Genomic DNA, 15,607 nt, shown 5'->3' with positions numbered 1-15,607 from the left:
GCAGCTCTCATTTAACTAAATAAATCTAACTGCTTCGGAGAAAGGCTTGAATACGTAATATCCAACAAATCAATCATCTGCTGGCCATTCGCTGCTGCATCTCCGCCGGAGTTATTATTAAACACGACATAGACATCTTTCGATTGTTGATGCAGGATGTCGAGATTCTTTTTCCATTCTTTTAATTCAGCTTCATTATATAAATATAAGTATCGCACTTCACGCCAATTCTCATGGTCTGCTGGGTGAAGCCAGCCCTGTTTATTTCTTCCGTGAAAACGGACCAATGTTTTATCACGGTGTGTAGCTTGTATGATTGGCGGAATGGAGCCTTCTCCAACTTGCGGCTCATCACAAACAGAATGAATCCATCCTTCTTTTTCCATAAAGGACAAGGTCTGCTCATAAAATTCATCTGAGAACCATGTGCGGTTACGGAATTCGAGAGCACACGGAATATCACCCATCTTCTCTTTACACCATCTTAAATAGTGGACGTGCTCTTTTTTGCAATCAAACCATGGTGGAAATTGAAACAGAACCATGGCAAGTTTCCCTTCACGAATGAGCGGAGTCAATGAAAGAATAAATGCGTCAAACATATCTTCCTTCGAAGCAAACGGAATTTCGCCCCTCTGATGACCAGTCATTCCTTGATATGCTTTCACGACAAATTGAAAGGCATCTGGCGTATCCTTTATCCACTTTTCATGATTACGTTCAGGCTGAACTGCATAAAAGCTGGCATCCAGCTCCACAATGGGAAACGTTGACGAATAGTGAAACAGCTTTTGAGCGCTGCCGATTTTCGGCGGATAAAGACTGTCATGATCTCCCCAGCCAGTTAATCCGATATAAATCATGTTTCTCACCTCTTGCCACTCTCATGTATAGACGGCTTCTTCACATGAAAGCCTTTTTCTCTTGTGATCCCCATATTTCTGAAAGAAATTCTTCTGTCTACAACATATCATATTTGCCCGTAATTCTGAATGAAGATGACTGATGGTGCGTGATTTTATCATGAACTCTGTTTGTTTGTTATATTAGTTGACAACTTTCTATCTAAAACGATTTGAGCTGATAACATAAAATGCATATCAGAGAAGTTAACAGCGATTGTCCATTTATTTATTCATCTTCACCAAGAGCTTTAGTTCTCAATAAAGGAGACTTAGTGGATATGAACATAGACGATAACCAGTTTGAAGTATTGCAAAAAATCGCCGAAAGGATTCACAAGCCTGTCTTTTTGTGTAACCAGCATGGACGTATTCTCTGCACATCAAACGCGATGATCACGAGCCCAGATTGGGTTCGCATTCTCCCCTTTTTCCAAAGCAGGACACCCCATTATTTTTCGATGATATATGCAAAGCAACCCTTTTCCGTCTTTCCGATTGATCTAACCGAACAAACATGTGAGTATGTGGTCATCCCTTCCTTCATTTCTCCGCACAATGAAGCACTGCAAGTCATCATTGAACAAGCAGTAAACGAAATCTCGATCGCACGAATGAGACAATATACTGCCCAGCAAACGGCCAAGCGTGCCAGAAATGAAGGGTTTCGCAGATGGATAGAGGGGGCATCGTATTCTCAGCAAGACGCTGCATACATTGCGAAGGCGTTTGGATTAAACATAGATAACAGCTATTTATGTATGATCTATCAGCTTGATCAGTGTCATGAGACCACTCATTTTTTGAAGCAGCAGCTGATATTAGATCAAGTCATTGATCTGCTTGACAGCGCACTTCCAAGCTCTCCTTTCCCTTCCTATCTGTTTGTCAAAGGTGATATGGGCATTGTATTAATGGAAGAGACAGGCAGTTGGTCAGAGATGAGTGACAGACTCCTCTCTTTTTTGAAACAGTTGCAGATGCTTGTTAGCATACAAGTGAATCACACCATTTCCTTTGGAGTAAGCTTGACTAGTTGTCGCATCACCCATCTGTCTGAGGGCTACAGTGAAGCATTAGAGGCTCTTCAAGCTGGACATCTCTCTTCGCAGCCGGAATATATCCAGTTCTATCAGGCAAAGGATGTACCCGATTTACTGAAGCTCATTCCAAAAAAGGATTTAGTCACGTTTCACCAGCTGCACCTTCACCCGTTATATGAAGCTGGACAAAATCTCCTCCACACCTTATCTGTCTATTTAGAAACGCATTGCCATATTTCAGAAACAGCGAAACGTTTGTCTATTCATCGCAACACGGTCATTTATCGATTGGAGAAGTGTGAGGACCTGCTTCGAATCAGCTTAAAAGACCCTGAAGCCACATTAAGGCTGCGCTTAGCATTACGTATTCAGATGCTTCTCTCACCCCATCCTGATTGAATGTTTTCTTCCGAAGTTTCATATAGTTTGGAGGAGAAAAATGAGACACGAGGAGGGATGATAAATGGATGATGAGCTGCGTCACATCCCGCAGCCCATTCGAGAGGATGGTGCTGGTGCCACCGATCTATGCCCGCGGGACGTCCTTCGAGATATCGAGAACCCGGATATGCTTGTACCGCCTATTTCGTTGAATCAGTGGATGGCCTTAACCCCTCCTCAATTATTGAAAGAACATTTACATGTAGATGATGCCATGATTCGTGCGCTTCATAAAGAAAAATCACCTGTCGTGAAATATGAAAGATGATGCGCATCAAAAAACCGATCAAGCCGTACTGATCGGTTTTTTATAAACAAATTTTAAGAGACTGCCGAAGTATGCTGTACTTTTTTCCCCCACACGATGGATGCAATGAAGCTTATGCAAAGCACCAGTGTACCGAGCATAAAAGGAAACTCAATATTCACATCAAATAAGATGCCCGCAAGACTCGGACCGACGATATTGGCAAGACTCATAAAAGATGTATTAAGACCGCCTGCTACCCCTTGCTGATTACCTGCCATTTTGGACAGCAATGTATTAAGAGCTGGCCGAACAAATGAAGTAGCCGACAAAAATAAAATAGAGCCTGTAAAGATCAGCCAAAAGGACGGCGCAAAACGGCAGACGACGAGCATCAAAGCCGCCCCTAGCAGTGCATAACGCACGACTCTCATTTCACCAAATCGTTTCACACAGGCATTCACTAACGCACCTTGGACAAGCACGCCAGCAAGACCCGCAACCGTAATCACAAACGCAATATCCTTCGGTGTAAATCCATGTTTTTGGTCTACATATAAGCCGAAAATCGATTCAAAGTGAATGATGCCAAAATTGAGGACAAACGCCAATATAAACAAAAAACCGTAGGATGTCTTTAAAGCTTGCATCATTTGTACAAAAGGGTTGAAATGAATGTCTTTGTTTAACCGCGCTTCTTCCTGCTTTTCCTTTGTTAAAGTTTCAGGTAAAAACAGGATGGATAACAGGGTAGAAAGAGCTGCAAAGGAACCTGCGATGAGAAAAGGAAAAGCGATTCCATACTCGACCAAATAGCCGCCTACGCCTGGTCCAATAACAAAGCCTAACGTCATTGCTGCACTAAATAGCCCCATTCCTTTCCCTCGGTCCTTCTCACTTGTGATATCAGCAATGTATGCAAACATGGCTGGCATGAGTAAAGCTCCGGCCGCACCGCCTAAAAAACGTGATACAAACAGCATCCAAAGCTGATCAGCAAATGCAAAAATAAACTGGGCAATGGTAAAGCCGGCAATCCCGGCAATGATCAATTTTCTACGTCCAAATCGATCGGTCAGTGCGCCTGCAACCGGCGATAAAGCAAACTGTGTAAGACCTGTTGCAGCCACAAGAAAACCGAGTGTTTTTCCTGTTGCGCCAAAGGCTTCAATGTAACTTGGCATGACAGGGACAATGAGGCCAAAGCCAAGCATGGCAATAAAAATATTGAGCATCAAAATGTATAATCTGCCCATTTTCTTCATATCAAAAAACCTCTTTCTGCAAAATAAATGAAAATGATGACAAAAATGATCAGAACTTCTTCAGTATAGCGATATCACTGTCTATAAGTCTAGTTTTTCAAAATTTAGTTTTCTTTTCCAAATAAAAAATACCCGCAAATAGCGAGTATCCGTATGACTTTATTCATCTTGTTCATAGATAGAAAGAGCCGCCTGAAGCCCTGCTCCACAATGAATGGATGCACCGTATTTGATTAGAATCGCTTCCAGCCCTGCTAACACAAACAGCACGTTTTCTTTTCGGCAGCTATAGCCCATTGTGCCAATTCTCCATATACGTCCGGCTAGCGGTCCAAAGGAGCTGGCGATTTCAATGCCAAAATGCTTCAGCAGATCGGCACGTACCGCTTCTCCATCAATACCACTTGGAATCTCAATACATGTCACAACCGGCATTTTACAATGTGGATCACCGAACAATTCAAGTCCCATCGCTTCAAGGCCCTTCATCAAGGCTTTCTCGTGATATGCGTGCCTTTGAAAACGCTCAGACAGACCTTCTTCCAGCAAAACACGAACCCCTTCTCGAAGTGCATAGAGCATCGTTGTCGCTTCTGTATGATGATTTAACCGCCTCGGACTCCAATAATCCTGGAGCTGGCTGAGATCAAAGTAATTGCTTTTAATTGGAGAAATATCCATTTGCTCCTGCAATTCATCCTGTGTCGCAATTCCCTTTTCCACTTTCTTTCTCGATTCAACGACAGCTGCAACCCGTTCATTATACGTGATAGGTGACATGCCTGATGGAACAGACAAGCACTTCTGCGTACCGCCAATCGCCGCATCAATCTTCCATTCATCCACTTTCACCTGGACCCCGCCAATGGTTGCTACAGCGTCTACAATGAACAGTGCATCGAGTTCTCGGCATGCTTCACCAATTTTCTCAAGCGGCTGCAACCGCCCAGTGGATGTTTCACCATGGACCATCGCAACAATTTTAGGCTTGACCTGTTTCATTTCCTGAATGATATCGCTAGGATTAAAAACCGTTCCCCATTCACATTCCATTGTATGTACCTCAGCACCGTAGCGCTGTCCGATTTCAATGAGAAGATGACCGAATCGGCCAAAGACAGGCACAAGCATCGAATCACCCGGCTCAATGACACTGGCAAGCACAGCTTCAATCCCTGAACGAGATGTGCCGTCAATCGGAAAAGCCCATTCATTTTCTGTTTGGAAAAGCGACCGCAATAAGGTCATCGTTTCATTCATGATATGTGTAAATGCTGGATCAAATTGACCGAGAATTGGCGTACTCATCACACGGAGCACTCGCGGGTCTACTTCAACAGGTCCTGGTGTCATAATCGTTCTCGAAGGTATTTGCAGTTCTTTCACGTGATCCATCCTTTCCCTTGCTGTCATCCTATATGCCCACTTATACAGTAATGCTGATAAAATAGCAATCTCTTTTCCTATGAATCCATTACATAAAATTTACGATAAATCCATTTATTTCTTTCTGACAATATGATAGAAATAAAGAGAATACATTCCCTATCAAGGAGGAAATCGAATGAAGAGAACCTTATTTGGAACTGTAGCTGCCGGAATCATGATATTCGGTACGTTAGCCGCCCCGCTGCCGCAAGCTGCGAATGCTCAAAGCTTTACTCTGAATGAACCGAGCCAAACCATCACATTTTCCCCGTTACAGCTTCAAAACGAAACATCTACACAACAAGCGAAAACAGCCGCTACAAGTCAAATCGATTCCTATTATCAATCTGCTAATGGCAAATCAGGACCCGCTCTTAAGAAAGCTTTACACGATATTATTGATGATCATAAGCAGCTATCCTACAGCCAGGTTTGGGATGCCTTAAAGAAAACAGATGAAGATCCAAAGAATCCAAGCAATGTGCTCTTGCTCTATAGCGGTGTCTCCCGCTCAAAACAAGCGAATGGCGGAAATGTTGGCCAGTGGAACCGGGAGCATGTCTGGGCTAAGTCGCACGGCAATTTTGGGACAAGCCAAGGCCCCGGTACAGATCTCCATCATCTGCGGGCAACAGACGTGCAAACGAATAGCACACGAGGAAATTTAGATTTTGATCTGGGCGGAAATGAATACAAGGGAGCACCGGGCAACTTCTACGATAGCGACTCATTCGAACCTCATAGCCGCGTGAAAGGGGATGTGGCAAGAATGCTCTTTTATATGGCGGTGCGGTACGAGGGCGATGACCGCTTTCCAGATTTAGAATTGAACGACAAAGTGAATAATGGAAGCGCCCCTCTTCACGGCAAAATGTCCGTACTTCTCAAGTGGCACAAACAAGATCCAGTCGATCAAATCGAACAGAACCGCAACGAGATCATTTATGAAACGTATCAGAACAACCGCAATCCCTTTATCGATCACCCAGAATGGGCAAGCGCGATTTGGGAATAAAAAAGAAAGGCACTGCTACGAGCAAGCAGTGCCTTTCTTTTTTTCAAGCGGACAGACAAGACAATAATCGAGACTCTCCGATTTTTTCTCGAGCTTATAATACATACAGCAGGTCTTTCGGTTGGATGTTTCTAATAAGCTGTCATCTAAGTTTAAGCTGTTTTGAAATGGATTTTGTTTTGCTCCGAATACATCACCAGCCGCTTGCTTCAGATACAGATAATCCTCTCGCACACGCTGCTTCACCGCAGGCTCTTCGGCCTCCCGCATCATGCTGCGATAAAGAGAATTGATACGAACCGCTACATTCTCCCATAAAATAGAATACGGAAGTCTTGAAGTGCGCTTCAGCACATCTAAAAGAGGTGTGACACACTCCTTAAACAGCGCATGCACAACCTGCTCTCTCCATTCATGCCGATCTCCTTCTAATGGAATAAACGAACACAATGACTCATCAATTTCAATTTTCCGATCCTCTCTAAAGGCACATGCCTCCGGTGGAAACTGATAGACACCGTCATACAGCGTCATCATGTACAAAGAGGAACTGACGGCTAAGTAGGCATAACGCTTTGAAAACATCGACGCTGCTACCGCCACATTCGGTGCATGCATGGCTTCTTTTTCAGCCTCTAATAAACGCAGAACAGATGCTTCTGAAAAAAGCGCAGCAAGTGTGCGATCAGATGTCATTGGTCCATTTGTGATGTGTACCCCGAAATCAAGTAATTCTCTCTCAACCCACTCTGGCCTCATATCAAAACCTCCATCTTTCATTTATCGATTTCGCTGCTGGTATAACAAATAAATAAAGAACGGTGCACCAATTGCAGCCGTGAATACACCTGCTGGTACATCTAACGGTAGAAAAGCCGTTCTAGCTACTAAATCTGCCAGCATCACGAGAATACTTCCAACAAGCGCAGATGCCGGCACCAGTGCAATAAAGGAACGGCCGATGATCATCCGTGCGACATGCGGCGCCATCAGTCCAACAAATTCAATGCCGCCTGCAAAGGCAACAGCAATCCCCGCCAATGTCACACTCATCAGCAGAAAGAATAACCGTTTTGCCTGCACTTTTACCCCGAGACCTGTTGCGAGATCATCTCCAAGCTCCTTCACATTCATCGTTCTTGCTAACATCATGACAATCGGTAAAATGATCATGACCCAAGGAAGCATCGACGTGACGTCCTTCATCGTAGAACCATATAAACTGCCCGTCAGCCAAATATATGACTTTGTCGTTGTCATCGTATCACTAAGAACAAGAGTAAATGTCACACACGCCTTCATAATGGCAGAAATCCCAATTCCCATTAGGACAAGTGTGATCGGCTTGACCCCTTTTTTCCATGAAAGCAAATAAATGAGGCACGATACGGCAAAAGCCCCTGCAATCGCCCATAAGGATTGATACGCAATAGGCACAGTGCCCATCCAAAAGACAATAAACATAATCGCACCAAACGAAGCACCACTCGTAATCCCAATGATGTCAGGCGATGCAAGCGGGTTGCGGATTAATCCTTGCAAAATAAGCCCTGATACCGCAAGCGCGGCCCCCACTAAGACAGCCAGCAGTGTTCTTGGAATCCTCAGCGTATTTAGCACAAAGGTGTTTCCCTCTCCCTGACCGATTAAATGAAGCAGCACATCCATCGGCTGAATAAACCGGCTGCCCATACAGAGACTGAGAATAAATAACCCAAAAGCAATGGCCGTCAATAAAAGTAAAATCAAAAACGTCCGCTTTGAAAATTGAAATGAAATGCGCCCGCCCTTTGAGCGCACTGTATATGTTTTAGCCACCTGTCTTCAACCCCTTGCGCACGAGATAAACAAATAGAGGCGCTCCTGATACCGCCGTCATGACACCGATCGGCACTTCCTGCGGCATGATCAGAAAACGAGCCGCAAGGTCTGCGACAAGTAAAAGCGACGCCCCCACAACGGCACAATACGGCAGTACCCAGCGGTGATCAGGTCCGACAAGCTTTTTCACAATATGCGGCACTAGAAAACCAACAAACCCAATCGATCCTGCAACAGCGACGGAACCACCCGCTAAGAAGACAACGAGTACCCCCATCGTGATTTTCAGCAGCAGCGTACGCTGGCCAAGTCCCTTCGCAATATCATCTCCTGACAAAAGGACATTGATGGAGCGTCCAAGAAGCAGCGCCACAACTGTTGCACCTAAAATATAAGGCAAAACAGGCAGCAGCATATCAATGCTTCTTCCAGACACTGAACCCGCCATCCAGAACAGGATGCTTTGAATCGACTGTTCATTCACGATTAAAAGACCTTGTGTAAAGGACGCAAACAGTGCAGATATCGCCGCACCTGCAAGGACAATTTTGACCGGTGTCAATCCATCTCTTCCAATGGAGCCCAAGAGAAAAACGAGCATCCCTGCAATCGCAGCACCTAAAAAGGCAGTCCACATATAGCCTGTTAACGACTCTGTTGAAAAGAAAACAATTGAAATGACGATAAAAAATAGTCCACCTGCATTAATGCCTAACAAATCTGGCGCCGCAAGCGGATTTCTCGTTAATGCCTGCATCAGTGCGCCTGAAATGGCTAGACTTGATCCAACAACCGTTGCGATTAAAGCTCTTGATAATCTGGATGTCATGACAATGACACTGTTTGGATCCGATTCATCAAAATGAAGAAACGCATGGATGGTGGCTTTGAGGGAAATCGAGGTTTGCCCAAGAGAAATGCTGAGTATAAAAAAGACCAACATCAATACGACGAATCCAGCAAACAGCAACGCCTTGCTAGAATCCTTTTTTAATAAACTTCTCATCTGATTCCCGCTTTCAATCTGTTATGGAAAAAGGAGAAAATGGTTTTCACATTTTCTCCTCTGCTATCCTTATTTATCAATTCCTAGACGATCTTCAATATCATCAAGCATCATGTTTGCAGCGATAATACCGCCTCCCATGTTCCAAGTGATTTCATCGACTTTATGCACTTGTTTCGCTTTCACTGCGTCAAGCTGCTTCCATAAAGGATGACTTGTCCACTCTTTATATGCTTTTTCAACCGCTTTATCCTGATCATCCATGAAGTAATAGATCACATCTGCATCCATTTGTGGAATGCTCTCTTTGTCTGTAAGTGTAATGATGTCTTGCTTTTTATCTTTGACATTCTTAGGTCCTTCAAAGCCTAGCTCTGTTAAAATCGACCCTGCGAATCCAGTTTGATAGATTCTAGCATGATCTGCACGGAAGTTCACCACAGACACACTCATTGGCCAGTTTTTGATGTCTTTTTTCGCTTTTTCTTTGAAATCAGCGACGCGGTCATCCCACTTCGTCAGCAAATCTTTTGATTTGTCTTGCTGGTTTAACGCTTCACCCATTAATTTCACTGTATCTTTAAATGTGAACACTGTTTCTGTTGCAACAGTTGGAGCGATTTCTTGCAGCTGATCAAAAATTTGCTCGTGGCGAACTTTTGATGCAATGATCAAATCAGGCTTGAGCTTTTCAATTTCCTCTAAGTTTGGCTGTGTTTCCTGCCCAACAATTTTAACATCCTTTAAGTCATCTCTTAAATATTTATACGTAGGTGCTTCAAGCCATGATTCAACAACACCCACTGGTTTAATGCCCATAGCGACTGCTGCATCGGTTGCTCCTTGGTACAGCGTCACAATACGCTTTGGTTTATCCTTAATATTGTCAGTTGAACCGATAGCGCTTTCAACGGTTCTTGTTTTTTCTTTACTAGCTGACTTGCCTTCACTGCTATTGTTCCCGCAAGCTGCAAGTAAAACGATGGAGAGCACAACTAGCAACGACCAAAAAGATTTTTTGAACATGTACCTCACCTATCCATTCTATATGTAGTCATATCGTTTGATAACGATTCTCATTATCACACTATGATTTTATCATAGAAAAGGATGGTGTCAATGTAAAATATAAAAATAACAACTGATCATCGCCTCATCACATCATGACATATTATAGGAAAACACAATTCTTTCATCTTTTTTACCGCCTTCTTTTTCTTTCTGCGATGGAGTGAAATGATTTTTTAAAGAAAGCTTTGAACTCTATGCTTATGTTGGCTAAAGTATCAGCAATAAATTAAAAAAACACCGACAAGAAATGCTGGGATGTATTTCACAGCATCTCTTTTTATCGGTGTTTCTTTAATGAGTGATACTATCTTTGTTGAAAAAGTTTCGATTCTCCTGTACGTTTCATATGCTTTTTCAGGAGTATAGTCTTTTCCTATAAGAACTTCCTATTAGGAAAAATTCTTGAAGAATGTGTGTATAGTGTAATCCCCCTTTTAATATCCTCCAGTCCTTCAAATTCAGTGCACTGCATCCACTCATTCTCATCTAACATCTTGTCAAAAATAACTAAATTCTATTTCAATGACCATGACTTTCTTCCGAAGCTATGGCGTCTTTTTTGGTTACATGGACAGTCCCAAATGGATGATTAGGAGGTGCATATATCGAATAAAGTTTTAACGGAATATTCCCTCTATTAGTTAGGTTATGCCATGTTCCAGCTGGTATAAATATGGCAGAATCATCATACACATTTCTATAGAAATTTAAATTATGTTTACTTTTTCCCATTTGGACAATCCCATGACCTTGTTCAATTCTTAAGAATTGATCAAGGTCAGGATGCATTTCCAACCCTATATCTTCACCAACGCCAATACTCATTAAAGTGGTTTGCAAATGTGTTCCTGTCCATAAGGCAGTACGATAAGTATGATTTTGCTTTGTTGCTTCATTGATATTGATGACAAATGGTTGTGTGCCATAATCTTTTAACCGTCTTTTTCCATCAACGTTAAAGTTTTCAAGCCTTCTTTCATGAGGGAAATTCCAGTAACCAGGATGCACACTTACATAATAAGGATATTCATATGGATTAAAATAAGGATTATAGTACATTTTCAATCAATCCCTTCACCTTGATATAAAACCATCCTATGCAATGGGTAAGGAATTGTACTCCGGTTACATGAAAATCATGATGATAAAAAGAGAGACAAACCCTTCACTTATAGCGAATAAGTGCAACAAGAACAAAAAACTTGCACAGCGACATAACCTACAATGAATAAGATATGTTGATGGTTGAAAAGGGAATAAACATGTATTTCATCAATATGCACCAAATTATGTTGATTTTTATCGTGTGCCAGTTAATTTATTAATGCTATTCAAAAAGCCATAAAACTAGGCAGAAGCTATTGAATGGAAAACGAAAACCTCATTAATCAAGCGTTTTGAATATCCCTCTTCCCTCACTTCATTTCCTCTTGCTCCTGAACCGCATGTCGCTTACTGGCGATAAAGAGTGCACAGGTCATGGCAAGAATGGCCAGCGCCCACCAGAACGTCGATACAGCCTCTTCATGATCGATGATAATCAAACGGATGACAGCTGTGATGCCGATATAAATAAAGTAGCGAAGCGGAAAATGAAAGTTTGATTTAAAGTATTTAATAATTAAGGCAATAAACTCAAAATACATAAAGAAGATCAGCAGTTCTCCAAGCATCCCATAATAGCTTTCTCCTTTGTTAAACAAAGTTTTGTAGACGAATTGGACAATATACCAAGTTTCACTAATTAAGAGGACGCTTAATGCAATGGCTAGAAAGAATAGACAGATATTCAGAAGGCCTTGCAAGAGATCGGGTACCTTTTGGAAGTTGTTGAATCGTTTCATTAGATTGTCTCTCCATTCCATGTTATTCATTTGTCATCTATATTTTGATGTGCCAGAAACGCAACACGATGTAGTAAACAGCGTTCTTTTCCATCCTTTCAAACTGCCCGTGCATGCGGGACATCATTCGTTTTATGCTTCGTTCACCAAATCCAGTGCTTTCCTGCGTGTCACCTGTCTCTTTTATCGCATTACTGACATGAATCTCAAAGATTTCTTGATCGGATAAAAACGTGAGATTGATGTCTTTTTTGGGATCGGCGTATTTAAGTAAGTTGGACATCAAATTATCAAACACTCGGCCAAGCTCCTCGACATTCACGTTGATATAGCTGTCGGGCATCTCTCCTAAAAGATGAACCTTGAATTTCTCTTGCTGCAAGATCGCCACCTGATCTGATAAGAGATCGTAAATGACCTCTTTGACTGCAACGGTCTCAAGCTCAGGTTCATGTTCTTTATCAAGTAGAAAATAGGCAAACAGATTATCAGACAGATTTTTCAACTGCAATGCTTTTCCATACGCATTGGTTATATATTGATCTTTGTGGGTATCCGCTCCAGCCTCCTCTTTTTTCGCAAACTCCAAATTCATTATCAGCGACGTCAGCGGTGTCCTCATATCATGTGACATTTCGGTAACGAGACTGCGGCTCTCTTCTTGCAGCTCGTCGATGGCTTGAAGCTTGTCCAGAAAAGCTTTTCGAAGATCCTCAATACTTTTGGCAATCATGGCTAATTCATCGTGCCCTTTCACCGTCATCTCATAGTCCAGTTCACCGCCTTCAAGAATATGAATCTCTTGATGAATCGTTTGCAGGTAGCGAAGACTTTTGCGAATGCCAAGAAGAACAATGATGAGAAAAATAAACGTCGCCCCGAGCAGCTCGAGTGTAAAGGCAAGATCGTGGTAACGAGATGAATAGAAACCATCCACCATGACCAGGCCTTCACCATCGCTTAACTGAACCGGATACGAATGATGCTCAGCGTACTGGGTCACCTTTTCTTTTCCGTACGCCGATTCATCAGCAGCGGAATAGATGGAGTCATATTGCAGCACTTCATCCTTGAAGATGGTCAAATTAATGTAATTCTCTTTTTTCACCCACTGACCAAAGGCTTTTCGATCTGTTGAAGACAGCTCATTCTCAGACACATAGCGGCTGAATTTTTCAATATACCTGCCTGACTCCTCCTCGTAATACTCGTCCGAACTCAAATATCCGTCAATTAGGTCATTGGTGATCTTTTGCAGCGTCAAAAAGACAAGTCCACTCACGACCGTAGCTGTCAAAATCAGCAGTGCCAGCTTTTTGGCTAGTGTATATTTACGATGTGCCAAATCGGTATCCTCTTCCCCATTCCGTTTTGATATATACAGGACGAGCTGGATCATCTTCAATTTTGGCACGCAGCTTTCGAATATGCACCATCACCGTATTGTTGGAACAATAGAAATAAGGCTGTCCCCACACGCTCTCATAAATATTTTGGGCTGAAAAGATTTTGTTTCGCCTGCTCATGAGCAGCTTCAACATACGATATTCTAATTCAGACAGCTTGATTTGCTGACTTTCTTTCCACACTTCATTAAATTCTTCACTCACCCTCAGCTTGCCCCCAACAAGAAAGGTCTCTTCCTGCTCCTTCTTTTCCTGATAGACGGTGTACCTGCGTAATTGTGCAATCACTCTAGCATGAAGCTCCTTTTCTGAAAAAGGCTTTGTCATATAATCATCTCCGCCGGCGAGTAAGCCTTCGGTTTTATCGAATGTACTTGATTTGGCTGTCAGAAATAGAATCGGGACGTTAGAAGACGCTCTCATCTGCTGGCACGTTTCGATGCCTGAAATACCTGGCATCATCACATCCAAAATCACCAAATCGAGCGAATCGTTCACAAGCTTCAATGCTTGCTCGCCATTCATCGCTCTTAGTACCTCATATCCTGCGCGTGTAAGGGATTCCTGCAAAAGGTCTCCAATATCCTGATCATCTTCTACGACTAATATTCGATGGTTCATATCTCTCTCACCTCATGATACGTGATGTACTTTTTTTTATGTCTTTACTATATATCATCTAGCTATGTGAAAAGATACAGCATAAATCTTAACAGTTTATGAATATGACCATCTGCCATCAATTTGTCACATTCATTTTCAAAAAATTGGATCTTCATAAATTGTTAAGAATTGGGTCGTATATTGAATCATTGTAAGGATCGATGTGTTGATCCGAATTACATTTATCATAACAAGAAAAGGAGCATGGATATGAATGCAAACAAAGTAGCACACGGACAACCGATGAGTCTGCGGGATCGGGTTCATTTCTTAGACATTGTACGGGGATTTGCCTTAATGGGGATTATTCTCGTCAATTACTTTTTGATCGTGGATTCGGCGAAGGGGTTCGATATGGAAGCAAATGATGTTTTTCACAACTTGGTGAATTGGTTCGCCTCAGGAAAATTCATTACGCTGTTTTCCTTCCTATTCGGGGTTGGCTTTATGATTTTTATGGATCGAGCTGCTCAGAAGGTGGACAGCCCAAACAAGCTGTTTGCACGCAGGTTAACCATTCTCTTAGGAATTGGCCTTCTGCATGTCACCTTTGTTTGGATTGGTGATATTTTCACCCATTATGCTGCCGCTGGCTTTTTATTGCTTTTCTTTTACAAACGTACAGCTAAAACCATCCTATACTGGCTGATCACACTCTTTGTCATACAATTGCTCACTCCTTTTTTCGCGATGCTGTTCAATAACATTAATACAGTATCATCAGGCAAGCCGGTTTTTGCTGATTTCGAGTTGGCCAGCCACAACAGCCTGACTTATCTAGCATCTATTGGTGATCGGTGGACAGATATGGTCACAATGGCTTCTGGTTCATTTTCTATCATCTATTCTATGTTCCTCATGTTTTTGCTTGGTGTGTATTTTGTGAAAATGGAGTTTTTCAAAAACATGGAGGCGAAAAAAGCGATTTGGAATCGCATTTGGATCATTTTCACAATCGCGTTTATGATTACACAGAGCAGTACGATCATAGCAGCGGTCAATCCTGTTGAAAATACACTGTGGATGGACATGACCTCTGCCCTTGAACAAAATGGTGGATTAACGGGCAGTATGTTCTATATGAGTACACTTGCGATGCTCTTTCTGCACGTTCCTCAGCTGCGAGGTGCTTTGATGGTCTTTACCAAAGTTGGACGGATGTCACTGACCTGTTATTTGCTTCACTCCATCATTGGGACAATGCTATTTCTGAAGTATGGAGCCGGGCTTGTCGATCATCTTCAGCCGGCTGGCACGTTCTTCATTGGAATTGGAGTATATGCCTTCCTTGTGCTTTTCAGTACGTTATGGTTAAAGCGATTTAAGTACGGACCGATGGAGTTTATCTGGCGTCAGCTGACTTATGGAAAAGTACATGACAAACCAAAGTCAAATACATTCCATGCGGCGAAATAACTGACATGGCAGCTAAAAAGAGTAAGAAAAAGGCGAACT

General features: G+C 42.4%; 14 protein-coding genes and 1 pseudogene. 4 read left to right on the top strand and 11 right to left on the bottom strand.

What is annotated here, in order from left to right; all coding sequences use genetic code 11:
- Nucleotides 1-11: 11 nt before the first annotated feature.
- Nucleotides 12-863, bottom strand: coding sequence for a DUF72 domain-containing protein (locus tag C6W21_RS13835; protein ID WP_106050827.1), 852 nt, complete (start codon nt 861-863; stop codon nt 12-14).
- A 320-nt stretch (nt 864-1,183) separates the two neighbouring features.
- On the opposite strand from C6W21_RS13835, the gene C6W21_RS13830 reads away from it, so the two are divergent.
- Entirely contained in the window at nt 1,184-2,344 is a 1,161-nt protein-coding gene (locus tag C6W21_RS13830) for a PucR family transcriptional regulator (RefSeq protein WP_106056512.1), read from the top strand.
- A 64-nt stretch (nt 2,345-2,408) separates the two neighbouring features.
- Nucleotides 2,409-2,528 (top strand): annotated as a pseudogene (locus C6W21_RS19065) (oxalate decarboxylase); the annotation flags it as partial.
- A gap of 179 nt (nt 2,529-2,707) precedes the next feature.
- Here the strand turns inward: C6W21_RS19065 and C6W21_RS13820 are convergent.
- Both C6W21_RS13820 and C6W21_RS13815 read right to left on the bottom strand, forming a co-directional pair.
- On the bottom strand, nt 2,708-3,898 hold the full coding sequence (locus tag C6W21_RS13820; RefSeq protein WP_106056508.1) for an MFS transporter: 1,191 nt from the start codon (nt 3,896-3,898) through the stop codon (nt 2,708-2,710).
- Between the two features lie 159 nt (nt 3,899-4,057).
- Nucleotides 4,058-5,293, bottom strand: a complete 1,236-nt coding sequence (locus tag C6W21_RS13815; protein ID WP_106056577.1) for a pyridoxal-phosphate-dependent aminotransferase family protein — start codon at nt 5,291-5,293, stop codon at nt 4,058-4,060.
- A gap of 169 nt (nt 5,294-5,462) precedes the next feature.
- On the opposite strand from C6W21_RS13815, the gene C6W21_RS13810 reads away from it, so the two are divergent.
- The gene (locus tag C6W21_RS13810; protein WP_106056506.1) at nt 5,463-6,341 is read left to right on the top strand and encodes an endonuclease I family protein; all 879 of its coding nucleotides are present in this window, start codon (nt 5,463-5,465) and stop codon (nt 6,339-6,341) included.
- A gap of 15 nt (nt 6,342-6,356) precedes the next feature.
- Here C6W21_RS13810 and C6W21_RS13805 read toward each other — a convergent pair whose 3' ends face one another.
- From C6W21_RS13805 to C6W21_RS13770, 8 genes are all read right to left on the bottom strand, one after another.
- Entirely contained in the window at nt 6,357-7,100 is a 744-nt protein-coding gene (locus C6W21_RS13805; RefSeq protein WP_106056504.1) for an IucA/IucC family C-terminal-domain containing protein, read from the bottom strand.
- 21 nt (nt 7,101-7,121) lie between these two features.
- On the bottom strand, nt 7,122-8,159 hold the full coding sequence (locus C6W21_RS13800) for a FecCD family ABC transporter permease (protein WP_106050821.1): 1,038 nt from the start codon (nt 8,157-8,159) through the stop codon (nt 7,122-7,124).
- Nucleotides 8,152-9,168: a FecCD family ABC transporter permease gene (locus C6W21_RS13795; RefSeq protein ID WP_106056502.1), complete on the bottom strand. Its 1,017-nt coding sequence runs from the start codon at nt 9,166-9,168 to the stop codon at nt 8,152-8,154. Before C6W21_RS13795 ends, C6W21_RS13800 begins: the two co-directional genes overlap by 8 nt.
- A 69-nt stretch (nt 9,169-9,237) precedes the next feature.
- Nucleotides 9,238-10,194: an ABC transporter substrate-binding protein gene (locus C6W21_RS13790; RefSeq protein ID WP_106056500.1), complete on the bottom strand. Its 957-nt coding sequence runs from the start codon at nt 10,192-10,194 to the stop codon at nt 9,238-9,240.
- A 564-nt stretch (nt 10,195-10,758) separates the two neighbouring features.
- Nucleotides 10,759-11,298 (bottom strand): cupin domain-containing protein, encoded by a 540-nt coding sequence (locus C6W21_RS13785; RefSeq protein WP_106056575.1) that lies wholly within the window; start codon nt 11,296-11,298, stop codon nt 10,759-10,761.
- Between the two features lie 356 nt (nt 11,299-11,654).
- Complete coding sequence (gene psiE / locus C6W21_RS13780) at nt 11,655-12,083, bottom strand: phosphate-starvation-inducible protein PsiE (protein WP_106050818.1); 429 nt, start codon at nt 12,081-12,083, stop codon at nt 11,655-11,657.
- Nucleotides 12,084-12,120: 37 nt separating this feature from the next.
- Nucleotides 12,121-13,428: a HAMP domain-containing sensor histidine kinase gene (locus C6W21_RS13775; RefSeq protein ID WP_106056498.1), complete on the bottom strand. Its 1,308-nt coding sequence runs from the start codon at nt 13,426-13,428 to the stop codon at nt 12,121-12,123.
- A complete protein-coding gene (locus C6W21_RS13770) occupies nt 13,415-14,110 on the bottom strand; it encodes a response regulator transcription factor (protein WP_106050816.1) in 696 nt (231 codons plus the stop codon). The genes C6W21_RS13775 and C6W21_RS13770 overlap by 14 nt, the downstream gene beginning before the upstream one ends.
- A gap of 252 nt (nt 14,111-14,362) precedes the next feature.
- Between C6W21_RS13770 and C6W21_RS13765 the strand changes: the two genes are divergently transcribed.
- Entirely contained in the window at nt 14,363-15,568 is a 1,206-nt protein-coding gene (locus C6W21_RS13765) for a DUF418 domain-containing protein (RefSeq protein ID WP_106050815.1), read from the top strand.
- The last annotated feature ends 39 nt before the right edge of the window (nt 15,569-15,607 follow it).

This window comes from Bacillus sp. NMCN1, from assembly GCF_002998085.1.
GTDB lineage: Bacteria > Bacillota > Bacilli > Bacillales > Bacillaceae > Bacillus.
Note: the sequence above shows the minus strand (reverse complement) of the source record. Positions and strands in the feature narration are given on the sequence as shown.

Coding starts and splice junctions, on each gene's coding strand:
- C6W21_RS13835 (WP_106050827.1), bottom strand. CDS start 863: ATGATTTATATCGGATTAACTGGCTGGGGAGATCATGACAGTCTTTAT.
- C6W21_RS13830 (WP_106056512.1), top strand. CDS start 1,184: ATGAACATAGACGATAACCAGTTTGAAGTATTGCAAAAAATCGCCGAA.
- C6W21_RS13820 (WP_106056508.1), bottom strand. CDS start 3,898: ATGAAGAAAATGGGCAGATTATACATTTTGATGCTCAATATTTTTATT.
- C6W21_RS13815 (WP_106056577.1), bottom strand. CDS start 5,293: ATGGATCACGTGAAAGAACTGCAAATACCTTCGAGAACGATTATGACA.
- C6W21_RS13810 (WP_106056506.1), top strand. CDS start 5,463: ATGAAGAGAACCTTATTTGGAACTGTAGCTGCCGGAATCATGATATTC.
- C6W21_RS13805 (WP_106056504.1), bottom strand. CDS start 7,100: ATGAGGCCAGAGTGGGTTGAGAGAGAATTACTTGATTTCGGGGTACAC.
- C6W21_RS13795 (WP_106056502.1), bottom strand. CDS start 9,168: ATGAGAAGTTTATTAAAAAAGGATTCTAGCAAGGCGTTGCTGTTTGCT.
- C6W21_RS13790 (WP_106056500.1), bottom strand. CDS start 10,194: ATGTTCAAAAAATCTTTTTGGTCGTTGCTAGTTGTGCTCTCCATCGTT.
- C6W21_RS13785 (WP_106056575.1), bottom strand. CDS start 11,298: ATGTACTATAATCCTTATTTTAATCCATATGAATATCCTTATTATGTA.
- psiE (WP_106050818.1), bottom strand. CDS start 12,083: ATGAAACGATTCAACAACTTCCAAAAGGTACCCGATCTCTTGCAAGGC.
- C6W21_RS13770 (WP_106050816.1), bottom strand. CDS start 14,110: ATGAACCATCGAATATTAGTCGTAGAAGATGATCAGGATATTGGAGAC.
- C6W21_RS13765 (WP_106050815.1), top strand. CDS start 14,363: ATGAATGCAAACAAAGTAGCACACGGACAACCGATGAGTCTGCGGGAT.